Annotated in this window: 21 protein-coding genes; 11 read left to right on the forward strand and 10 right to left on the reverse strand. The window is 34.9% G+C overall.

The window, feature by feature from the left end; all coding sequences use genetic code 11:
- Window position 1 precedes the first annotated feature (1 nt).
- The 5 genes from A9G09_RS06610 to syd form a co-directional block, all read right to left on the reverse strand.
- Window positions 2-520 carry a GNAT family N-acetyltransferase gene (locus A9G09_RS06610; RefSeq protein WP_065634082.1) on the reverse strand — a complete coding sequence of 173 codons (519 nt, stop codon included), beginning with the start codon at window positions 518-520 and terminating at the stop codon, window positions 2-4.
- Window positions 517-1,878 (reverse strand): adenylosuccinate lyase, encoded by a 1,362-nt coding sequence (gene purB, locus A9G09_RS06615; protein ID WP_065634083.1) that lies wholly within the window; start codon window positions 1,876-1,878, stop codon window positions 517-519. The genes A9G09_RS06610 and purB overlap by 4 nt, the downstream gene beginning before the upstream one ends.
- A gap of 494 nt (window positions 1,879-2,372) precedes the next feature.
- Window positions 2,373-2,960, reverse strand: coding sequence for a hypothetical protein (locus tag A9G09_RS06620; protein WP_065634084.1), 588 nt, complete (start codon window positions 2,958-2,960; stop codon window positions 2,373-2,375).
- Window positions 2,961-3,141: 181 nt separating this feature from the next.
- Window positions 3,142-4,317, reverse strand: coding sequence for an amino acid aminotransferase (locus A9G09_RS06625; protein ID WP_065634085.1), 1,176 nt, complete (start codon window positions 4,315-4,317; stop codon window positions 3,142-3,144).
- A 129-nt stretch (window positions 4,318-4,446) separates the two neighbouring features.
- Window positions 4,447-4,980 carry a SecY-interacting protein gene (gene syd / locus A9G09_RS06630; RefSeq protein WP_065634086.1) on the reverse strand — a complete coding sequence of 178 codons (534 nt, stop codon included), beginning with the start codon at window positions 4,978-4,980 and terminating at the stop codon, window positions 4,447-4,449.
- Between the two features lie 743 nt (window positions 4,981-5,723).
- Here syd and rne point away from each other — a divergent pair.
- From rne to pgi, 7 genes are all read left to right on the forward strand, one after another.
- Window positions 5,724-8,441 carry a ribonuclease E gene (rne, locus tag A9G09_RS06635; RefSeq protein WP_065634087.1) on the forward strand — a complete coding sequence of 906 codons (2,718 nt, stop codon included), beginning with the start codon at window positions 5,724-5,726 and terminating at the stop codon, window positions 8,439-8,441.
- 70 nt (window positions 8,442-8,511) lie between these two features.
- The gene (locus tag A9G09_RS06640) at window positions 8,512-9,447 is read left to right on the forward strand and encodes an ABC transporter permease subunit (RefSeq protein WP_065634088.1); all 936 of its coding nucleotides are present in this window, start codon (window positions 8,512-8,514) and stop codon (window positions 9,445-9,447) included.
- Window positions 9,440-10,300 carry an ABC transporter permease subunit gene (locus A9G09_RS06645; RefSeq protein WP_065634089.1) on the forward strand — a complete coding sequence of 287 codons (861 nt, stop codon included), beginning with the start codon at window positions 9,440-9,442 and terminating at the stop codon, window positions 10,298-10,300. The genes A9G09_RS06640 and A9G09_RS06645 overlap by 8 nt, the downstream gene beginning before the upstream one ends.
- 2 nt (window positions 10,301-10,302) lie before the next feature.
- The gene (locus A9G09_RS06650; protein ID WP_065634090.1) at window positions 10,303-11,292 is read left to right on the forward strand and encodes an oligopeptide/dipeptide ABC transporter ATP-binding protein; all 990 of its coding nucleotides are present in this window, start codon (window positions 10,303-10,305) and stop codon (window positions 11,290-11,292) included.
- Between the two features lie 19 nt (window positions 11,293-11,311).
- Entirely contained in the window at window positions 11,312-12,127 is an 816-nt protein-coding gene (locus tag A9G09_RS06655; RefSeq protein ID WP_141671540.1) for an ATP-binding cassette domain-containing protein, read from the forward strand.
- A gap of 221 nt (window positions 12,128-12,348) precedes the next feature.
- Window positions 12,349-13,281 (forward strand): homoserine O-succinyltransferase, encoded by a 933-nt coding sequence (gene metA / locus A9G09_RS06660; RefSeq protein ID WP_065634092.1) that lies wholly within the window; start codon window positions 12,349-12,351, stop codon window positions 13,279-13,281.
- A 684-nt stretch (window positions 13,282-13,965) separates the two neighbouring features.
- Complete coding sequence (gene pgi, locus A9G09_RS06665; RefSeq protein ID WP_065634093.1) at window positions 13,966-15,615, forward strand: glucose-6-phosphate isomerase; 1,650 nt, start codon at window positions 13,966-13,968, stop codon at window positions 15,613-15,615.
- 92 nt (window positions 15,616-15,707) lie between these two features.
- Here pgi and crr read toward each other — a convergent pair whose 3' ends face one another.
- From crr to A9G09_RS06685, 4 genes are all read right to left on the reverse strand, one after another.
- Window positions 15,708-16,211, reverse strand: a complete 504-nt coding sequence (crr, locus tag A9G09_RS06670; RefSeq protein WP_065634094.1) for a PTS glucose transporter subunit IIA — start codon at window positions 16,209-16,211, stop codon at window positions 15,708-15,710.
- A 9-nt stretch (window positions 16,212-16,220) separates the two neighbouring features.
- Entirely contained in the window at window positions 16,221-17,948 is a 1,728-nt protein-coding gene (ptsI, locus tag A9G09_RS06675; RefSeq protein WP_065634095.1) for a phosphoenolpyruvate-protein phosphotransferase PtsI, read from the reverse strand.
- Between the two features lie 52 nt (window positions 17,949-18,000).
- Entirely contained in the window at window positions 18,001-18,258 is a 258-nt protein-coding gene (ptsH, locus tag A9G09_RS06680) for a phosphocarrier protein Hpr (protein WP_065634096.1), read from the reverse strand.
- A gap of 139 nt (window positions 18,259-18,397) precedes the next feature.
- Window positions 18,398-18,742, reverse strand: a complete 345-nt coding sequence (locus A9G09_RS06685) for a hypothetical protein (RefSeq protein ID WP_065634097.1) — start codon at window positions 18,740-18,742, stop codon at window positions 18,398-18,400.
- Window positions 18,743-18,864: 122 nt separating this feature from the next.
- On the opposite strand from A9G09_RS06685, the gene A9G09_RS06690 reads away from it, so the two are divergent.
- Window positions 18,865-19,407 (forward strand): UPF0149 family protein, encoded by a 543-nt coding sequence (locus tag A9G09_RS06690; protein ID WP_065634098.1) that lies wholly within the window; start codon window positions 18,865-18,867, stop codon window positions 19,405-19,407.
- Window positions 19,408-19,440: 33 nt separating this feature from the next.
- On the forward strand, window positions 19,441-20,766 hold the full coding sequence (gene pepP / locus A9G09_RS06695) for a Xaa-Pro aminopeptidase (protein WP_065634099.1): 1,326 nt from the start codon (window positions 19,441-19,443) through the stop codon (window positions 20,764-20,766).
- Window positions 20,767-20,851: 85 nt separating this feature from the next.
- On the opposite strand, the gene A9G09_RS06700 is transcribed toward pepP, so the two are convergent.
- Window positions 20,852-21,676, reverse strand: a complete 825-nt coding sequence (locus tag A9G09_RS06700; protein WP_065634100.1) for a TonB family protein — start codon at window positions 21,674-21,676, stop codon at window positions 20,852-20,854.
- Window positions 21,677-21,831: 155 nt separating this feature from the next.
- Between A9G09_RS06700 and ispB the strand changes: the two genes are divergently transcribed.
- Together ispB and A9G09_RS06710 are read left to right on the forward strand one after the other, a co-directional pair.
- On the forward strand, window positions 21,832-22,818 hold the full coding sequence (gene ispB, locus A9G09_RS06705; protein WP_065634101.1) for an octaprenyl diphosphate synthase: 987 nt from the start codon (window positions 21,832-21,834) through the stop codon (window positions 22,816-22,818).
- A gap of 110 nt (window positions 22,819-22,928) precedes the next feature.
- Window positions 22,929-23,825, forward strand: a complete 897-nt coding sequence (locus A9G09_RS06710) for an EamA family transporter (protein ID WP_065634102.1) — start codon at window positions 22,929-22,931, stop codon at window positions 23,823-23,825.
- Window positions 23,826-23,840: the final 15 nt, after the last annotated feature.

Here is a 23,840-nt window from a genome sequence, read left to right on the forward strand (position 1 = left end):
GTTAATTACTCCTTGATTTCCATTGAGTATAATTTTTATGATTAAGTATTTTTTCCAAATAAAGTGTAGTATGGTCTGGTGTTAAGTCAGCTTGACCAATTGGGCGATAACCTTTATTGATATAAATTTGTGCTAACCAAGGATGATTTTGTGCAGTACCTAATGTAACCGCAGGTAATTTTAATTGATTTATTAAAATTTGATTTTCTACCCAGTCCCATAATGCATTGCCATAGCCTTGACCTTTATATTGGGGATTGGTTGCAAACCAGCCTAAATGGGGTAAGCCATAAGGTCCAGGATTATTACCCCAAGGAAAGCGAATACTCAACGTTGATACTAACTCACTATCTTTTTCAGAAACATACACCGCATTCGATTCAATGTGATCGGCAATGGTAAATTGGTCAACAGTCGCAGCGGCAAAATGAATGCCTAATTGACTGACTGCCTGATAGGCATTGTGCAATAACGTTTGATAAGCAGGAATATCATCATAAGTCATCAAGCGAAAATTCATATTAACACTCCGCTTTTATCCGCATAATCAATCACTTGTTGGACTTTTTCAGATGCTGATCCTAAGTAATTAATTGGATTTAACCAGTTTTCAAGTTCTACATCGGTAAATTCTTGATTCAAGTTGGGATCTTCTAATAATACCGCTTTAAAGGGGCGATGCTGTTCAAAAGCCTTCATTGCATTTTGATAAACTAAATGATGTGCTGTCTGTTTGCCTAACCGTTTACCGATTTCAAACATAACTTTCTCTGACAGTAATAAGCCATTTTGTAATGACAAATTGGTGAGCATTTGTTTGGCATTGACTTTTAAACCTTTCAAAACAGCTAATGCTGTTTGTAATTGTGCAGAAATATAAAGGTTAATTTCAGGTAGGGCGATCCACTCAGCTCGCCAGCTCATGGCATCACGTTCATGTTCAACTTTCATCGATTCATGAATTAGCGCCACACTTTTTAATAATGGCGCCGTTAAGCTGGCAAGACCTTCTAATGCTGCTGGATTGCGTTTATGTGGCATGGTGGTTGAGCCAATTTTTCCGTCTGAAAAAGGCTCTTCTACCTCATTAATTTCAGTACGCATTAAATTATAAAATTCATTGCCAATTTTACCGAGTGTGCCACTGATTAACGCGATGACTGATGCGTATTCTGAAAAACGGTCACGAGCGGCTTGCCAGCCAATATTGGGGGTATTAAGACCGAGTAAGGTTAATGCGTGCTGTTCAATTTTCGGCCCTAGCTCACCCATTGATGCATAGGTACAAATTGCGCCACTGATATTACCGACTAATACTCGTTGTTTGATCTCATTTAACCGTTGTAAGTGGCGAACAAACTCATCTAACCAAACTGCAAGCTTAAAGCCAAACGTTGTTGGGAGTGCTTGCATACCATGAGTACGCCCAACCATAGGTAAAAATTGATATTTTTTTGCTAACCGTTTGAGTTCGTTCGCGATCAGTTTGGTGTCACGTTCAATTATTGCAAATGATTGTTTTAGTTGTAAGACTGTCGCCGTATCAACAATATCTTGGGTCGTTGCACCATAATGAATAAATTGACCCGCTTCACCCACTTGTTTTTGTAGTGCATTAATGGTTGACATTAAGGAGTGTTTGGCTTTAGCTGCTTCATCGGCTATTTGCTCAATAGATAGTTGAGAGGCATCGGCTTTTTCAATAATTGCATCGGCAACCTCGCGTGGAATCACACCCAGTTCACCTTGTGCTTGCGCTAGGGCGACCTCAACTTGTACTTGTTTTTCTAAACGATGTTGTTCTGACCAAATGGCACGCATTTCACTCGTGCCAAAATTATTACCTAAAATCAAAAAATCTATAACGTGTGATGCCACTAAATCACCCTCAATAATTATTCTCTACTCTGTTTAATAATTATTCATAATAATTCAATCATCGTCTAATAATCAGTTTGTCTATTGATATAACAAAATGGAATAAAAACATTGAGTTTTAGCTCATTTTGGTTTCAATGGAACCATTATTGCCAATCATTGATGAACTGATTGGATTTTGGGTTGATACTCCAGTTCAATTTATATATTTGCTATCAGACGACTACTTAAGTGGGGATTTATAAAAGTGAATAAAAATAAGAATTAGACTTTATATAATTAAAGGATAATCGATAATTATTTGTGTTAGCTCAGTATGTTTAACTTCATTTTGTTATACTTATTTATCTTTGCATTAAAATAATTTAGCGCGGATCATATTCTGGCTACTGCTTGATGAATCGGTAAATAGTATGATTCACTGTTTTTGATGATGATTCTTGACAGCAATAGAATTGACGATATTGCTGTCATACTTAGCTCCTATCGAGGAATTATGGTGCAATATGCAATTCTAATTTTGCTTTCCAGTTTCTGGCATCATGACCATTTTTTATCGGAATTGAAATTCTTGGCATATTAAAATCATTGGTAAAAAGTATTAAACTACAATTTTCTTTTTCTTTATAATGCGTTTTTGCTGAATTTTTATTGCCCTCTGTTTTAGCTACCGTTTTTGTCGTTACTTCCAGTTCAACATTTCTGAAAAAATCATGAGGAACGCTAGCATATATATTTGCTACTGGATTCACAAAATAAAAAGTCTTACTATTGGGATAATATATAACAGAAGTTGCATTTATTTTTCCTATAGTAAGATCACGCGTCCAACTCATATTTAAATTTCTTGCTAGCGATTTTATTTTATTTGAGTTTTTTAGTTTTATATAAATACTAAGTATGAAAGTCACGACAAAAATCACAAAGAAAAGATAACCGATATCCCTTAGTATATTTGAACTAATAAAAAGATTAACGAATAATATAATTAGAGAGATAAAAAAATAAAAAAATGTTGCGTTAATTAAACCAACAATTAGCGAACCCGCATTTAAAACCGAGCGCAAATCTTTACTAATCATTTTACAATCCTTGATGCTTTAAATAAAAAATGCCTATATATCATGATACCGCCCTTACAACTACAATTTAAAGTATGCAGGTAGCTAACAAATTTTTTATTTTTTTAATTTACACGAAATAACGTTAATTAAACTTGTTTAACTAGAAATTAAATCGTCCAAAATTTTACTAATAATATTTTTATAACACTTCAACTATTGATTCACACAGTCTGGACATGTTATCTAACGTCATGCCTGCAACATTGATTCGTCCAGAATTGACAATATAAATACCATAATCGTTGCGTAATTTCAGTACTTGCTCTTCACTTAAACCACTAAATGAGAACATACCATTTTGTTTAGCGATGAAACTAAAATCTTGGTTAGCACCTTTTTCTTGTAAGGTTTTGACAAATAATTGACGCATACGGTGAATACGTTGTCGCATATTAGTTAATTCATCTATCCATTCTTCTTTTAATTCATCATTGTTTAAAATATAAGAAACAATTTTTGCACCATGCGCAGGTGGGTTTGAGTAATTTGCTCGAATAATGGTTTTGACTTGGCTAAAAGCGCGATCGGCAATTTCACTATCGGCGGCAATTAAGGTAAATGCGCCAACGCGTTCGTTATACAGGCCAAAGTTTTTTGAATAAGAACTAGCAATTAGTAGTTCTGGTTGACTTTCGACAAATAACTTTAATCCGTAAACATCTTCTTCAATGCCTTGACCAAAACCTTGATAGGCTAGATCAAAAAGTGGTAACCAACCATTTTTTAAGGCTAAATCGGCAATGGCTTGCCATTGTTCTGTGGTCGGATCAATGCCTGTCGGATTATGACAACAACCATGAAATAGCACAGCTTCACCAGCTGCAACAAGGCTTAAATCACTCATCATTGCATCAAAATTAAGTCCATGGTTTTGCGGGTCATAGTAATGATATTCACGCACTTCAAGACCTGCTGTTTGGAAAACACTGCGATGATTTGGCCAAGATGGATTACTGACCCAAACTCGTTTTACTTTAGTTCGACGTGCTAAAAAGTCGGCCATAATTCGTAATGCACCGGTGCCACCAGGCGCTTGTGCGGTTCTTGCACGTTCATTTTCACGACCAAACAGAAGTTTTTGGGTTGCTACGTTAAAAGCATTGACACCATCAATAGGTAAATAACTTTTGGTCGTTTCATCAGTTAATAAAAAGTGTTCTGCTTTTTTTACACTTTCTAAAATAGGTGTTTTAGTGGTTTCATCTTTGTAAACACCAACGCTAAGATTAATTTTGTTAGTGCGTTCATCTTTATTATAAAGATCTGCTAATCCTAAAATGGGATCGGCGGGAGCTGCTGTTAAATTTTCAAACATAATTCACCTATCTGATCTAATGACTTTCAATGCATTATATACACATTATTTTGTAAGATACAATTTCGATAATAGTTAATTTTGTATATTATCTATATAATTAATGCGTCATTGGTATACAATTATTGTTTAACAAGTAACAATTAATTTATTTAAAAAAGCGGTTAAATCCTGACTTAACGTTGTTAATTCACCACTAATCAAATCTTCTTTGACGACCTCACCTGTTAAATTATTTATTGCAATAATTTCGGTACTGTCATTGGTTGACGCAATAAAAATAGTGGGGATCCTTTTTAATTTTTTTTGTTGGGTTAAATGCGCAATTAAATTTTGTTCCAGAATCGAAAAATCATCATCATTCCAAGCTTGTATTAAGAGCAATTCAATATTGTCAAATATTGCGCTCATATTGCCAGCATATTGGCTACCATAAAAAAGATGAGCACTTGCGTGTAATTTAAGACCAACGACTTGTTCAATAATCATTAGATTTTTAGGCGGCTGTAATAAAAAAGGTTGCCAATAAACCGATAAATTTTGGGTTTTTATAATACAAGGAGAGGGCAGAGCGTGGAGTTCGTCATTATGCGGTGCGTCATCAAATTGCTGTATCCAACGTGAAGTAAAGTCGACCAATGCATTTTTTTCACAATTATCCATAAATTAAGGTGTTCTCTTTAACCATTGTTTGGCAGTCATTATACTCAATCGATTTAGATATGCACTAAGCGAGTGAACTTTGATTTTTAATTTTGAGCTATTAATCACAGAATAAAAAAACTGTAAAAATATTTCAGGTTAATATGATGTTTTAGTATAAAGTATATTGGGGATAAGCTTAGTTTTTGACTATAGACTCAACAGTATTTATAAAGCATTTAAAATAAATTGCTAACTGTTTATAAAATTTGAAGTTTAATTTACTTGCTATCCTTTGCTGAAACGTTAATAATAAGACAGGATTTTTTTATCCTTGTAATGCAGCAATGGCGTTAGACATTACAATTTATCAAAAATAAAATAGCGTAAGTAGAATCATTATAATTAAATAATATGTTTATTTTAAACAATCACATAAAGATTTAGTTTGTTAGCCAAGGTTGATAACCTCACTGCGGTTTGCAAATTAACCAAAGTAATAATATCGATGAATTATATGTTTAGGAGTGGTTCAAAAAGTATACAAGATTTTTGAATTCTAATGATGCCTAAAATTTTGTATAGATATTGTGTAAATGATATTGGATTCACATAAAATAATAACAAAAATAACACAACTAAAATAATGAATACCGTATCAAAATATTTAGTTAAGTACCATTAATGATCATTGTGAAAATAAGCACTTATTAATAGTAAGGTTCTACCTACAATTAATTAAGATTAATTAAGAGTGTAGAATAATGAAAAGAATGCTAATCAACGCAACGCAGCAAGAAGAGCTGCGTGTTGCTCTTGTTGATGGCCAACGCTTATATGATTTAGATATCGAAAGTCTTGGGCATGAGCAAAAAAAGGCCAATATTTATAAAGGCAAAATTACTAAAATTAATCCAAGTTTGGAAGCTGCTTTTGTTTCTTATGGTGGTGAACGTGATGGATTTTTACCCCTAAAAGAGATTGCTGATAGCTATTTCCCCTCTAACGTGACTGGTCGTCGAAGTATTAAAAATTTACAAGAAGGCCAAGAAGTTTTAATTCAAATCGAAAAAGAAATTCGCGGCAAAAAAGGTGCAGCGCTCACCACTTACATTAGTTTAGCGGGAAGTTATTTAGTTTTAATGCCAAACGATCCTCGTGCAGGTGGAGTTTCACGACGAATAGAAGGTGAAGAGCGTGCTGATTTAAAACGCATTATTGATGCGATTGAAAAACCTAAAGGTATGGGCGTTATTGCTAGAACTGCTGGTGTAGGTAAAAGCCAAGAAGAGTTACAGCAAGATTTAGATGCATTAGTTAACTATTGGACAGCGATTCAAAACGAATCGAAAAATCATCCGGCGCCGAGCCTAATTCATAAAGAAAGTGACATTATTACTCGAGCATTTCGTGATTATTTGCGTGATGATGTGGGTGATATCTTAATTGATAACCCTAAAGTGCTTGAGATTGCTAAAAAACGGCTTGTTGATTTAGGGCGAGTAGAATATGTTAGCCGGTTAAAACTTTATGATGGTGATGTGCCATTATTTAATCATTTCCAAATCGAAGGACAAATTGAATCAGCATTCCAGCGAGAAGTGCGCTTACCTTCTGGTGGTTCGATTGTTATTGATGCAACTGAAGCTTTAACTGCGATAGATATTAACTCAGCCAAATCAATTCGTGGTAGTGATATTGAAGAAACCGCGTTTAATACTAACCTTGAAGCCGCAGAGGAAATCGCCCGTCAGTTACGTTTGCGCGATTTAGGTGGGTTAATTGTTATCGATTTTATTGATATGACTCCGATTCGTAACCAACGCGAAGTTGAAAATCGTTTAAAAGAAGCGATGAAAACTGACCGTGCAAGGATTCAAACCACTCGTATTTCGCGCTTTGGTTTACTTGAAATGTCACGTCAACGTTTAAGTCCTTCATTACGAGAAGCCACGCATCATATCTGTCCTCGTTGTCAAGGGACGGGTACGGTTCGTGATAATAATTCATTATCACTTTCTATCTTGCGATTAATCCAAGAAGAGGCAATGAAGGATAATACTGTTCAGATTGATGTAATTGTTCCCGTTCCTATTGCCAGTTACTTACTTAATGAAAAACGTCGCGCCATCACTAATATTGAAAGAATGCATCCCGATGTAAAAATTGTCATAGCCGGTGATGAAGAGATGGAAACACCACTTTATAAAGTGATTCGTAAACGAAGTGGTGAAGAGACTGATGTACTAAGTTATAATCTGCCAAAATTGATTCGTGAACTTGAAGAAGAGGAAGAGGATCAAGCAACGGAAGTGGTTGTTGAACAAGCGGTATTATCAGGTCCTAAAGTCGAAGCTAGTACTATTACAAAAGTTAAGGTTGAAACTAAAAAAGCTGAAAATTCAGGAAGCTTTTTCGGTGGGTTATTCGGTAAAATACGCCAATTATTTGTAGGTGAAAAAGAAAAGCCACAGCCAGAAGTTAAACCTCAACCGACCAAACGACGCGATAATCAGCGTTCAAATAACAGACGTCAACGTAATAATCGTCAAAATAATACTGTCAATAACACCAATAATGAGTTAGTGGCAACGCCATCTTCTTCTGATGCTGTAGTAAAAGAAGCGAATAATAAAAATAATAATCGTCGAAGTAAACAAAATAGTAATGCAAATTCGGCAACGGCTGTTAATGCAACGAAAGCAGATAAAGTTGCGAACGAAACAGCACCAAGTAAACCAAAAGAGGTTAAACCAAGACGACAACAGCGCACATTAACCAAAAGCGTTCGCGTGAAAAATACTGAGACAATTACTCAACATCAAATTGAAAGTGGAATAACCAATGAAAGAGTAATTATTCCAACTTTATTGTTGCCAGTTATCGCCGCTGAACCAACGGATAATAATGTTATTGCTGATGTACAACCTAAACGCCAACGACGTACATCAAGGCATTTACGTATGAATGGTCAACGTAATAAGCGACGAGTTAAAAATACTGAACTTAAGCAGTCACCAATGCCATTACCGTTTGCTGCGGCATCATTAGAATTAGCTTTAGGACGCGTATCGATTGATTATAGTCAATTGACTCAGGATGAACCTAATACTGCTGTGCCGGTGATACCTTCATTATTATTACCAATTATTATTAAAGAAGATCAAGTAGCAAGTCATGTTGCAGTGGTTAATGATACGGTGTCAGTATCAAATCAAACTGAAGGTAATTTGCAGTTTGATTTTAATGATGTCGAACAAAATACCAATGAAAGTAAATTGGATCATACAATCACGCATTCAACCGGCTACTCTTCGTCAGTGATGACAAAAGCTCCTGCACCTGATTATGTGATATCGGAAATGGGTATAAAATCACGTCAAGATGCTGATTATCATTATCAAGGAAAAGGTAATGCTGGCGGTTTAAGTGCACAAGATCATGCTTATGCCGCAGCAAGTAAACCGGTTATACCAGATTAATCAATCAACCAAATAAAACACGGTAATAGCTACTACCGTGTTTTATTTATACTAGCGATAAAGATAAACAATGATTATCTATATTTTCAAAAAAATAGTGACGTTTTTATTTATTATCTGCGTATTGGCTCAGATTAGCTTCTGTTTAGTCTATTTTGCGCCTAATTCAATGTTTAATTTCAATAGTCTAAGTTTTGCTGATGCCTACAGTGCTTTTTTTAAGCAATTACTTCAAGGGCAGTTTAAATTGATGACAGGTGAAACAGTGCCGTTTTTTCATACACTGTTGGCCACATTTGAACTTTGTATTTTGGCTTTATTGGTCGCTTTGTTTGTTGGATTACCTTTAGGTATCTTTCTGGGTTTAAGCAATATTAACTGGTTAAATACCACCATTCGTTTAGGTAGCTTATTGCTATATTCTTGCCCAATCGTTATGCTGGTTATCATTATTATGTATTTGTTATCGCCTACTTGGTCGGTATCAATGAATTTTAATGTATCACCATCTACTACTGGTACCTCTTTGTTGGATATATTAATTTCATCTAAAAAAGCCAAATTACCCGCTCTGCTTGATCAGTTGCATTATTTGTTATTGCCTATCATTATTTTAGCCATTCAACCGAGCATTATGACAATTCAGTTAGTCAGCCAAAATGTTAAAAGTACTTCACGACAAAATTATATCAAAATGGCTATTATTCGAGAGCGATCACCTTTTAAAATTTTACGTCGCCATTTGTTACCTAATTCGATTCCTGCGACAATTCCACAATTGACTTACAATACAACAACACTATTATTTTCAACAATGGTGATTGAAATTCTATTCAACCGAGTTGGATTAGGGCAATGGGTGATGATTGCTTACCATCACCATAATTATTTTATTATTTCTATTGCGATTCTTGCTTGTGGTACTGTAATAAGTCTACTCACCTTATTAGGCGATATTACGGCAATGGCTATCTATCCTTTGCGCCATAAGGAACACTATGTCTAAGCTTGCACAATTATTTAAAAACATAAAGTTATGCTTTAATCGACTGCATAGTAATCTTTATTCAATTGTCGGATTTTATGGCATATTAGCTATAGCTTTTGTGGCGTTATCAACGAAGTGGTTTTTTCATGCCAATTTAAACCCTATTTATCCAACATTATTACCGCCAGCTTGGTGGGCAAATGGAGATTTGAATCATATTTTAGGTACCAATGCTAATGGGCAAGATATTTTTGATTATCTGCTTATTGGATATCGTTCCACAATATCAATGACACTAAAAGCGGTATTTTATGTGGTAGTGATTGGTGGTTTAATTAATTACCTCATGTTTTTTGTTTCGTTTATACGCCCATTTATCATATTTATTTTTCGATTTTGTATGGTTGTTCCACCACTATTAGGTGTGATTGTCATTAGCTTATTATGGAAAGATGATATAACCAATATGTTATTTGTCGTTGGTTTATCTTATACGCCACGTTTTATTTATAATATTCATCAACGGGCAATTAATGAATGGAATAAAACTTATATTACGGCATATCGTCTTGATGGCTTATCGCCATTTACAATTTTAAATCATTATATTTTACCTAATATTTTACCTGTATATTTGACTGAAATTGTTTCGTTATTTGGTTCAATTATTTTAGCTATAACGACTATCACTTTTTTAGGCTTTGCCAACGATCTTTCACGACCGGATTTAGGTATGATGATGTTTAAGATGAAAGATATTATTGATAGTAATTATTTAGCATTTCTAGCTCCTGGTTTAGCGGTGTCTGCAACAATTACTTTTGTTTATCTATTCAATTTTGGTTTATATGGCCGTCGAGCAGGACATTAATTATGGCTTTGTTAGATATTCGCAATTTAACCATTGAATTCATCACCCCTGATGGGCGATTACGCGCAATAGATCGTGTTAATTTGAAATTATCAGAAGGTGAAATTCGTGGATTAGTGGGTGAATCAGGTTCAGGTAAAAGTCTGATTGCTAAAGCCATTTTGGGTGTGACCAATCATAATTGGAAGATTTCAGCCGATCGTTTTTATTTTAATGATATTGATTTACTTAAACTAACGACAAAGCAACGTCGGAAGGTCATTAGCGCACATATTTCGATGATATTTCAAGAACCACAATCTTGTTTAGATCCGTCTATGAAAATTGGCCAGCAATTAATTGATGCAATTCCAAGAAGAACCTTTAAAGGACATTGGTGGCAACGGTTATTTTGGCGCAAAAATCGCGCGGTTGAATTATTGCACCGAGTAGGTATTAAACACCACAAAGAGATATTAAAATCTTACCCGTTTGAATTAACCGAAGGTGAGTGTCAAAAAGTCATGATTGCCATTGCGTTAGCCAATCAACCTAAACTATTAATTGCAGATGAACCAACTAATGCGATGGAAGCAACAACAGAAGCGCAAATATTTAGATTACTTGCTAGTATGAATCAAAATATTGGTACGACGATTTTACTTATTAGTCATGATTTACAGATGGTCACCAGATGGACCGACCGGATTAATGTACTTTATTGTGGGCAAACGGTCGAAATTGCTGACAGCGAAGATTTAATTAAATCGCCTTATCATCCTTATACTCAAGCTTTAATTTATGCTATTCCTGATTTTGGTAAAGCTATGCCACATAAAAGCCCATTAAATACACTTCCGGGGGTAATTCCATCACTCGAACACTTACCTATCGGTTGTCGTTTAGGTCCACGATGTCCTTATGCTCAAAAAAAATGTATTCAAGCACCTGACCTTATTTCGATAAAAGATCATTCTGTTGCTTGTCATTTTCCGTTAAATATGGATGAGTAGTTATATAAAATAGGAACAGATCATGAATCCAATACTGAAAGTGCGTAATTTATCTAAGCGTTTTAAAATACCTAAGGGATTGTTGGGTACGCTGCTAATTAATGCTGTTAATCCAGTATCTTTTTCATTAAATGAAGGAAAAACGTTAGCCATTATTGGGCAAAATGGATCGGGAAAATCAACATTGGCTAAAATGTTGGTTGGTATGATAAAACCAGATAGTGGCGATATTTGGCTTGATGGTAATAAGGTTGAATATGGTGATTATCATTATCGCTGTCAACTTATTCGCATGATATTTCAACATGTTGAAAGTTCGTTTGATCCAAGATTACGCATTGGTCAATTGTTAGAAATACCTTTAAAACATAATACTAAATATAATGCTCATGAACGTGAAAAATTAATTAGTGATGTATTAAAACAAGTTGGGCTATTACCTGAGCATGCGGCTTATTATCCTTCGGTTATGGCAGCGGGGCAAAAGCAGCGAGTCGCATTAGCTAGAGCATTAATATTAAAACCCAAAGTCATTATTCTTGATGAAGCTTTAGCGGCGTTAGATATTTCAATGCGTTCTCAAATTGTTAACTTAATGTTATCACTACAAGCCGAGCATAATATTTCTTATGTTTATGTCACACAAGATATTGGTATGATGAAGCATATTAGTGATGAAATTTTAGTCATGCATAATGGAGATGTTGTTGAGTATGGTAACACAGCAGAAGTGTTAGCATCGCCGTTAAGCGATATTACCCAAAAATTAATTAATAGTTATTTTGGTGAAGCGTTAACCGCAGATAGCTGGCGCACCGATACCCGAGCTTTTTAACGCGTATTGATTTTTATTATATTATTTTTAGCTTGCTAAGCTTTCATCTATCCTATAATACCTGTTAACTATTCCCATGATTTTTTGTGAATTATGTTATCTCATTGATTAAATAAAACTCTCGACAAATGATATAAAACACTCTATATTTAGCTATATGGATTTCTAGACGTCTATTTTAGGTGTTTAAAAATAACTTATTGTTTTTAGGAGCTTTTGTTATGCCAATTTGTATTCCTGACTCATTACCTGCGGTTGATGTATTACGTAATGAAAATGTATTTGTTATGACTTCATCTCGAGCCAATACTCAAGAAATTCGTCCACTCAAGCTTCTTTTTCTTAATTTAATGCCTAAAAAAATCGAGACTGAAAATCAATTTTTACGATTACTTTCCAACTCATCTTTACAAGTCAATATCCAGTTATTACGTATTGATCAACGCGAATCAAAAAATACGCCGGCTGAGCATTTAAATAGTTTTTATTGTGATTTTGATAATATAAAAGATCAGAATTTTGATGGGCTTATTATTACCGGTGCGCCATTAGGCAAAGTTGCGTTTTCAGATGTTGTTTATTGGCCTAAATTGACTGAAATTATCAAATGGGCAAAAGATCATGTTACTTCCACCCTATTTGTTTGTTGGGGGGTACAAGCAGCGTTAAATGCTTTATATGATTTGCCAAAATTTACACGCACGCAAAAACTATCTGGGGTTTATCAGCACCAAATCACTCAGCCTAATGCCATTTTAACACGCGGTTTTGACGATACTTTTTTAGCACCGCATTCGCGTTATGCTGATTTTCCTGTTGATAAAATAAAAAATTATACTGATTTAACCATTTTGGCAGAATCTGAGATAACCGGACCTTATTTAATGGCAACAGCAGATAAACGTATGGCGTTTGTAACAGGCCATCCGGAATATGATTCTTTCACGTTAGCTAATGAATATTTTCGTGATTTAAAAGCCGGTATTAATCCACAAATACCTTATAACTATTTTCCTGACAATAATCCTGATTTAGCACCCAAAGCGACATGGCGTAGTCATGCTTATTTATTATTTAGTAATTGGCTGAACTATTACGTTTATCAATTAACACCATATGATTTAACTACACGTAATTTAACTATTGATGATTAATTGAAAATAAATCTTATCTTCAATTAAAGAAATAGTAATAAATTAACTGTTCTGGTGTTAATCATTCACTATCTATCTAAATGTAGTTTGATGTCTGTTTTATAAAGTAAATTTTTTCTGTCATTAGGCTGTATACGAGGTACATAGTTTTATGAGATAACACCTTAATTAATTGTGTATTTCCATTTTTTACTTCAGGTTTATGCAGAAATTATCAATGATAAACCGATTGGCGAAACGCTCAATTCCTATACAACTCACTAAAGTTTCATCGACGGGGCTTTAGCTATAGGTGTTAGTCAATTTGTTATCTTGTCTATATCTATAGTGAAGGCAAGTAAATTTATTAAAATACTGCAAAAAGTCGGCTTGTGGAGCGAAGGGATGACAGATAGCCGGTGGTGTTGCCGATTGTTTGGTATTTAATCCCCCAGTAATAACGCCATCAAACTTAGTACAAGAATTTGCCGAACTTCACAACCCAAAAACTTAATATTTGGTAAGCCAATGATAATGTTGCAGAAGGAAAATTAAAAAATTGTTTGAAAGCAATATTAGATGGTTCTTTCGACAAATTTTTAGCGTGATTAATTTAAAAATAAAAGATAAAAGATCCTTATCTTGCATCATGTTAGTCATAGTTATATTATGGTTAGTAATGCTATATTATTTAAGGAATTTATTATGTTAAAGTCAATTGATCCAACTACTACTTCCGCTTGGAAGTCACTGCAAACAAGCTACCAAAAACACCACAATAAAACCATTGCACAGATCTTAAAAGATGAACCTAATCGTGTTGAAAAACTCAGTATTCCATTTGAAGATGAATTTTTGGTCGATTTATCAAAAAATCGTGTAACACAAGAGACATTGGACATTCTTTACAAATTGGCACAAGAATGTGATTTAAATAGCGCAATTAAAGCGATGTATAGTGGTGAAAAAATTAACCGTACTGAAAACCGTGCTGTTTTACATGTAGCATTGCGTAATGTAGAAAATACTCCGATTTATGTTGACGGAAAAAATGTCATAGATGACGTTAATGCTGTACTGGCTAAAATGGAGTCATTCAGTAAAAAAGTGATTAGTGGTGAGTGGAAAGGTTATACCGGTAAAGCGATAACCGATGTGGTGAATATCGGAATTGGAGGTTCGGATCTTGGTCCGGTCATGATTACTGAAGCATTGCGTCCTTATAAAAATCATTTAACAATGCATTTTGTCTCTAATGTTGACGGTACGCATATTGTTGAAGCTCTTAAAGGATTAAATCCTGAAACTACCTTATTTTTAGTTGCATCTAAAACGTTTACCACGCAAGAGACCATGACTAATGCGCAAACTGCACGTAAATGGTTACTTGATGCAGCAAAAGATGATAAAGCGGTTGCATTACATTTTGTCGCGTTGTCGACTAATGCCAAAGAAGTTGAAAAATTCGGCATTGATACAGCTAATATGTTTGAATTTTGGGACTGGGTCGGTGGGCGATACTCATCGTGGTCAGCAATCGGATTATCGATTGTGTTATCCATTGGATTTGATAATTTCAAACAATTTTTAGCTGGCGGTCATGCGATGGATAAACATTTCCAAAGCGCGCCAATTGATAAAAATATTCCTGCATTACTCGCGTTAATAGGGCTTTGGTACAATAACTTTTGTGGTGCTGAAACCGAAGCTATTTTACCTTATGATCAATATATGCATCGCTTTGCTGCTTATTTTCAACAAGGAAATATGGAGTCAAATGGTAAAAGTGTTGATCGTAATGGTAATAAAACAACTTATACAACTGGTCCAATCATTTGGGGCGAACCAGGAACCAATGGGCAACATGCGTTTTATCAACTCATTCATCAAGGTACCAAGCTCATCCCTTGTGATTTTATCGCACCAGCTATCAGCCATAATCCGGTTGGGGACCATCATCCAAAATTGTTATCTAACTTTTTTGCTCAAACAGAAGCATTGGCTTTTGGTAAAACAGCGCAGCAAGTTGAACAAGAGTTTATCGCAGCGGGTAAAAGTTTAGATGAAGTTAAATCCGTTGTGCCATTTAAAGTATTTGAAGGTAACAAACCAACTAATTCAATTTTAGTGAAAAAAATTACTCCTTATACTCTCGGTGCATTAGTTGCGATGTATGAACATAAAATCTTCACACAAGGTGTTATTCTTAATATATTCAGTTTTGACCAATGGGGTGTTGAACTTGGCAAGCAGTTAGCGGGTCGAATTTTACCTGAATTGGCTGATGATAAGCCGGTAAGTTCTCACGACCAATCAACCAATAACTTAATTAATCAGTATAAAAAGTGGCGTTAATCTGATTTCAGTGATTCAATATAGTGGAATAAATAAAAAACCTTCAGTTTTTGGACTGAAGGTTTTTTTTATAGCTAAATCAAGATAAGTAATTACTTCTTAACTCGCATTATTGGTGTTTTTCCTGCTTCGACAGTACCCGATAATTTAGTTAGTTCGGCAATGGTTTCCATGTTGGAAATGACAACCGGTGTTAAGACTGATTTTGCTTTACTTTCCAGTAATGGTAAATCAATCTCTATAATTGTATCACCTACTTTAACTTGCTGACCTTCTTCTGCTATACGTGTAAAACCTTCACCTTTAAGTTCTACTGTATCAATACCAAAATGCACAAAAAGCTCAATACCTTCGTCTGATTCGATGGCGAAAGCATGATTGGTCTCAAAGATTTTGCCAATTTTACCACTTAATGGCGCAACAATTTTATTCCCAGAAGGTTTGATTGCAACACCATCACCGACAATTTTTTCAGCAAAAACCACATCAGGTACATCTTCGATTTTGACAATTTCACCACTTAGTGGCGCAATAATTTCGATGCTATTTTTACTATCATCGGACACAAATTGCTTTATTTTATCGAACAGTCCCATCGTTGTCTCCTAACAAATTTGCTTTTCAGCGGTATAAGTTTGTATTAAATCAAGAATTTCTTTAGCTGTTGCTTTTTCTAATGCTGTATCTGCAAATTTTTTCGCTTCTTGGTAATTAGTATTACGAATTAATTTTTTAATTTTCGGAATAGATACCGCACTCATACTGAATTCATCAAGCCCCATACCAAGTAATAATATAGTGGCTCTTTCATCACCAGCAAGCTCACCACACATACCTGTCCATTTACCTTCTTGGTGAGACGCATCGATAACTTTCTTAATTAAAGTTAATACCGATGGTGAAAGTGGATTATAAAGGTGTGAAATAAGCTCATTACCACGATCAACAGCTAATGTATATTGCGTTAGATCATTAGTACCAATACTAAAGAAATCAACTTCTTTCGCTAAATGATGTGCAATTACCGCAGCAGCTGGCGTTTCAATCATGACACCAATTTCGATATTTTTATCAAATGCTTTACCTTCCGCATTTAATTGTTCTTTTAGAATATTGATTTCTGATTTTAATAGACGAATTTCTTCAACAGAAATAATCATTGGGAACATAATACGAAGTTTACCAAATGCTGATGCACGTAAAATAGCGCGCAACTGAGCATGGAGTATTTCTTTTCTATCTAAGCAAATACGAATCGCTCGCCAGCCTAGGAATGGATTCTCTTCTTTCGGAAGATGCATATAAGGAACATCTTTATCACCACCAATATCCATAGTACGGACAATGACAGATAAACCATTAGTCGCTTGTGCTACTTCTTTATACGCTTTAAATTGTTCTTCTTCATCAGGATAACTTTCACGATCCATGAATAAAAATTCAGTACGATAAAGACCAACACCCTCATAACCATTACGTTCTGCACCAGCGATATCGCGTACGGTACCAATATTGCCACAAATTTCCACTTGATGCCCATCAAGGGTAACAGCTGGTAAATCTTTCAATTTAGCGAGTTCTTCTTTGTCGGCAAGATATTTTGCTTGAACTTGTTTTAGTTTTTCTTGAGTTGAATGATCCGGATTGATGTAAATTGCGTTATTGATGGCATCTAGAATAACAAAATCACCTTGTTTAATTTCTTGTGTTGCATTAGATGTCCCTACGATTGCTGGTATTTCTAATGAACGAGCCATGATTGATGTGTGTGAAGTGCGTCCACCTGCATCAGTGATGAAGCCTAACACCATTTCTAAATTTAATTGAGCGGTTTCTGACGGTGTAAGATCCGTTGCAACTAAAATACAAGGTTGACTAATTGCACTCAAATCGACAATTTCGATGCCTAAAATATTTTTCAGTAATCGTTTACCGATATCACGAATGTCTGCCGCACGTTCTTTGAGATATTCATCGTCTAAATTTTCAAGCTCTTTTGCTTGTGCTTCAAATACAGATTGTACTGCGGCATCAGCACTTGAGTGTTTACTTTGGATTCGTGAAATAACTTCTTGCTCAAGATCTTCATCTTCAAGAAGCATAATATGTCCTTCAAAGATAGCCGCTTTATCTTCACCTAATGTTGATTTAGCTCGCTCCATGATAGCGTTAAGTTGCTCGCTCGACTTTTGACGAGCTTCTTTAAAACGTTCAATTTCTGCATCGATTTTGTTATCAAGAATTTGTTTATTATTAATAACAATAGGCTCTTCTTTTAATAATAACGCTTTTGCAAAAGCGATACCGGGAGAAACAAGTATACCTGATACCATAACATTTGATCCTTATTCAATTTTAAAACTGTTCATAGCTAATTGGGAGTTATTATTCTAATTCTGGAATTAATTTTACTAGATGATGTACCGCTTCTTTTTCATCTTCGCCTTCAGCAGAAATTGTAATTGTTGTTCCTTGTGTTAAACCTAAAGTTTGTAATTTAAATAAACTTTTAGCACTTGCGCTCTTGCCATTGGATGTAACTGTAATTTCAGAATTAAAGTTTTTGGCTTCTTTGACAAATTGTGCAGCAGGACGGGTATGAAGACCATTCGATGCAGTAATTGTGACATCTTGCTTGTACATAGTTATTTTTACTCCCAAAAATATTATCATTTACGCGAACAATATAAATAAAAACTGTCAGAAACGCTAGTAAGATTTAATAGAACTTTGAAACAGTTAATATTATTCTTAGTAATATCTCAAGATAAGTCATATTTTATCAATATTGGTAAATTCGAGTGATCCTATCACTACACTTTTTGAATTCAACTTGCCCATGAATACCATGTTTAATGTTTTCAAAAACGACCTCTTCGCTACCATCATGCTTTGAAATTTTAATTTCTTGTTCACAAAAGGTTTCAAATCGTTGCAGTTCTTGTTCACTTGTTCCTAATTTATAATAGTTTGGCAAATCTTGGCTTTTTACATAGGTATGGGTTTTATCGCGTAGATCAAGAATAATGACACCTTGGTTTGATGACCATGAACTACAGGCAGTTAATGTTAAAGCAAACATGAAAAATAGCAGGGGAAATTTGATGAATAAACTTGCAATGTTCAAAATAATTCCTTTATAAAGCTTGGTAACCTGTTTATTATTTATAGTTAGGTATGAATTATATACTAATTATTAGTGAAAGTGCAGGGTGCATTTTATTGACATGACAAGATCAGGGTGGGGTAATGACTGATACTATTAACTATGACGAATTAAATCGTCAATTAATCGAATGTAAGATTGGGATTAATGCTGCTGAACTACATGGTTTCATATCAGGAATTTTAGCCGGTGGTAATCATGATGAAAGTTGGCGTCCATTAGTCAAAGATATGTTGAATAACGGAGAGGCCATTGCTGAAACATTAGAGCAACAAATTAAAAAGCTTTATGATTTAACCAAACAGCAATTTTCTAATGAAAATTTTGAGTTTGAGTTATTACTTAGTGAGCATGATCTGTTTTCGCAGATCGATGAATTAGTTGGTTGGGTTAATCATTTTTTACTGGGAATTGGTTTAGTTCAACCAACGATTAATCGGTTAAAAGGTGATGTTGGTGAAGCGATTTATGATTTACGTCAAATAGTCAAGCTTGGTTATGATGAAAATGAGGATCAACAAGAACTTGGTTTTGCTTTTGAAGAAATTAAAGAGTATGTACGTATCACTTCAATGTTGTGCTACGATGAATTTAATGAATCAGATATTGTACCGACTATTCATTAATTGGAATAATAATTTCTTTTTAGGATCATTAAAATGATAGATACAGATATTAAAACTGAACTGTGTAATCGTCGTGAAAAATTGCTCGCTAAAATGGCAACCAATAGTGTGGCACTTTTCTTTGCGGCGCCAGAAGTTGTTCGTAGTAACGATACGCATTACCCTTATCGGCAAAATAGTGATTTTTGGTATTTCACTTGTTTTAATGAACCAGAGGCGGTTTTTGCAGTAATTAAACAACATGATAATCAGGCTCGTTATATCTTATTTAATCGAAAAAAAGATCCTTTAGCTGAAACATGGACCGGTTATCGTTTAGGACAAGAGCTTGCTTTAGGCACAGTTTGGGTCGATGAGGCTTATTGTTTTGACAGCATTAATGCTAATTTGCCTAAAATCTTGAAGGGAAAAGATATCGTTTATTATGCTGATGAGCAGTATGAATACGCGGATAAAATTATTAAAAAAGCATTACGAGCTGTAATCAAAGAAGGTAAATCCACTGGTTTAAAGCCAATTTCAATCAGTGATTGGCGGCATGTTGTGCATAAAATGCGAATGTTTAAATCAGATTTTGAGATAAATATTTTACGACAGGCTTGTGATATTAGTGCTCAAGCTCACCGAAGGGCTATGCAGAAATGTAAGCCAAACTTGTATGAGTATCACTTAGAGGCAGAAATTTTGTATGAATTCGCGTGTAATGGTGCCCGATATCCTGCTTATAATACTATTGTTGGAAGCGGTAATAATGGCTGTATCTTACACTACGAAAATAATAGTGCACCATTGAAAGAGGGTGATTTGGTATTAATTGATGCCGGATGTGAGTATCATCATTATGCGGGAGATATTACGCGAACTTTCCCTATAAACGGTAAATTTAGTCAGGCTCAACGTGAAATTTATGATATTGTTCTGGCATCACAATATGCAGCAATTAAGCTATTAAAACCAGGAAACTCAATTAACCAAGTTAATCAGACCGTGATTAAAATTATGGTCGAGGGATTAGTAAAATTAGGTATTATGCAAGGCGATGTAGATAAATTGATCGCTGATAAGGCGTATACTGAATTTTATATGCATGGTTTAGGGCATTGGTTAGGTATTGATGTTCACGATGTAGGACGTGATCGCCTTTATCTTTTAAAACCGGGTATGGTGTTGACTGTGGAACCGGGATTATATATTAACCAAAATGCCGATGTACCTGATCAATATAAAGGCATTGGGATTCGTATTGAAGATAATATTTTAATTACTTCATCGGGTAACGAAGTACTCACTTCTGCAGTACCTAAAGAGGCTAGTGAAATTGAAAAGCTGATGGCCAATAAAGCATCCGTTATTGAGTGATAAAAAGCGCCATAATCATTGTTTAAAAAGATTATGGCGCTTTTTAATCATTATGAGTGAATTTATATAGTTTGGCGTTCAATTATTAGTCTAAATTAATTGATTTATCCCGATTAAATACAATTTTAATTTTTAAATTTTGTGCAGCAATAGGTTTGTATTTCCATGTCTTCATGGCATTAATTACCGAACGGTTAAAAATATTATTGGGTTGCGCCTCAATAATTCTGATATTTTCAACACGTCCTTCGCTATTAACATCAAACATAGCAATCACATATCCTTCTAAACGCATATCGAGTGCTCGTCTAGGGTATTCTGGTTGATTTCGACTAATTGGAGAAGCACTTGCCGAATATTGGCGATTATCAGATATTTTAGGTGCGACCGAAGTGCTAGCAATATTTTCACTTGCAACTTCTTGCCTAACTTGTTGTTGCGATGATTTTTGTGTAGGTTGCGGTTTTTTCTTTGGTTTGGGTTGTGGTTTCACCACTTCTTTTTCAGGTGTGATAACGGGTTTATCAGGTATTTTAACGGGTTCTGGCTCCGGTTTTTTTTCTTCAATAACTTCTGGCTCAACAACTGGTTCTACCGGTGTTTCTTCAATAGGTTTATTGTCGATAACATCACTGTTATTGTCACCTTTTATTTCAGGTTTGTCTTCAACTAAAGATTGTTCAGGCGCTGCTAATTGTGATAAATCAACCATCACAGCTTTTATTGAATTGTCTCCTTCTTCAACAATGATATCTTTGGCAAATAGTGCAGAACTAAATAATAATGCGAATAAGCATAAGTGTGAAGCGACCGAAAGGGAGGTAAATAAATAAGTACCTTTCGGCTTTTTGTGAGCAACTATTTGTGGATCTTTTTCAGTATTGATATCAATATCAAAGTTAATCTTCATAACAATTATCATTTTTTACTTAAGGGGGGCATTTTAAATGAAAATGCTTATCATTTGTAGTTTTTTTTTAAATATGATATATCAATAACTTGTTGCACAAAAAGATTTATCAGATAATAGTCAATAAATTTCTATTGTTTTTAGCGGTTAGGCTGATGAATAATCCATCAATGAATCAAATTCTCGATCTTATAAAAGATGACTTAGTAAAAGTTAACGCAGCAATACAAGCAGAGCTTAGCTCTGATGTCGCTTTAATTAATCAATTAGGTAATTATATTATTAGTAGCGGAGGCAAACGTATTCGCCCTGTTATTGCATTATTAATTGCTAAGGCGCTTAACTATCAAGGCGATAAACACATTATTGCTGCTGCTTTTATTGAATTCATTCATACAGCGACGCTGTTACATGACGATGTTGTTGATGAATCTGATTTACGGCGTGGAAAATCAACCGCTAATGCACTTTTTGGTAATGCCGCTAGCGTATTAGTTGGCGATTACATCTATACACGATCATTTCAAATGATGGTACGCACCGAATCATTTAAAGTTTTGACTATCATGTCAGCGGCAACAAATGTTATTGCTGAAGGTGAAGTACAACAGTTAATTAATTGTAATGATCCAAACATTACTAAAGAGCAATATTTGGAAGTTATTTATCGTAAAACTGCGCGTTTATTTGAAGCCACCTCCCATTCTGCTGCGGTATTGGCTGGCGCCAATGAGCAGCAAGAATTAGCCTTGCAAGAGTATGGTAAATTTTTAGGTACCGCATTTCAAATTATTGATGATCTATTGGACTATAGTGCTGATAGTAATCAAAAATTGGGTAAAAATTTAGGTGATGATCTTAATGAAGGTAAACCAACATTACCGTTGTTACACGCTATGCATAATGCGACCAACAGTGATGATGCTGAATTAATTCGTCAAGCTATTTTACAAGGTAATGGCCGACATTTATTAGATCGTATTTTACAGATTATGCAAGACTGTGGATCTCTTGAATTTACGTTACAAACTGCACAGCAAGAGGCCCAAAAAGCCTTTGATGTTATTGCAATTTTACCTGATTCGCCTTACAAAAAAGCGCTGCAAGATCTTGCTTTGCTATCTGTTAAAAGAGAAAACTAAGCTGGCTGAGCATGTTTGTGTTTGATGCTTAGCAGTATCGTTTTTTTTTTGAACTTTTTGATATTCACTATTTGAATAATCATTGTCGAATTTTATTAGAGTAATACTTTATGTTTAACCGTACTTGGCCTGTTTTTTTAATATTTATTTCGATGATTTCGGTTCAAGGTAGTGCGTCTATGGCGAAATACTTGTTTCCTGTACTTGGTCCAGAAGGGATGACTGCTTGGCGACTGACTTTTTCATCGGTTATGTTATCTATTATCTTCAAGCCTTGGCGAAAACCAATAACTAAACAAGCTTTTAAATATATTTTTTTCTATGGTGTTGCAATGGGCTGTATGAATTTGAGCTTTTATAATGCTATTGCTCGTATTCCGTTAGGTATTGCCGTTGCCATTGAATTAACCGGTCCTATTATGGTGGCGATGTTTTCTGGTCGTCGTTTGACTGATTTTGTCTGGTTAGCTATTGCGGTTGTCGGATTAGCTATGTTATTACCGATTCATCAAGCATCAAATGATTTAGATCCGCTGGGTATTTTGTTGGCATTATCTGCTGGAGCATGTTGGGCATGTTATATACTCTTTGGGCGTCAATCCGGTGCTATTCACGGTTCATCAAGTGTTGCAATTGGATCTATTATTGCGTCATTTTTGCTATTTCCAATTGGGGTGTGGCAAAGTGGTAGCACTATGTTTTCCATAGAATTATTACCGCTAGTTTTTGTGGTTTCTTTGTTAGCGTCAGCTATACCTTATGCCTTAGATATGGTTGCTTTACCAAGGTTACCGGCTCAAACATTTAGTACGTTAATGAGTTTATCGCCTGTATTTGCAGCATTTTCTGGTTTAATTGTGTTACATGAACAATTAACTCATTATCAATGGTTTGCTATTGGTTTAATAATTATCTCATCAATAGGAACGGTATTAGCGATGAATCGACCGGCTAAGATTAAATCGATCAAGTCAGTCATTAGCACAGAGAACACATCGCAAAACTAATATTGGGTGCGATGT

The organism is Gilliamella sp. wkB292 (assembly GCF_001690235.1).
Taxonomy (GTDB): domain Bacteria; phylum Pseudomonadota; class Gammaproteobacteria; order Enterobacterales; family Orbaceae; genus Gilliamella; species Gilliamella apicola_F.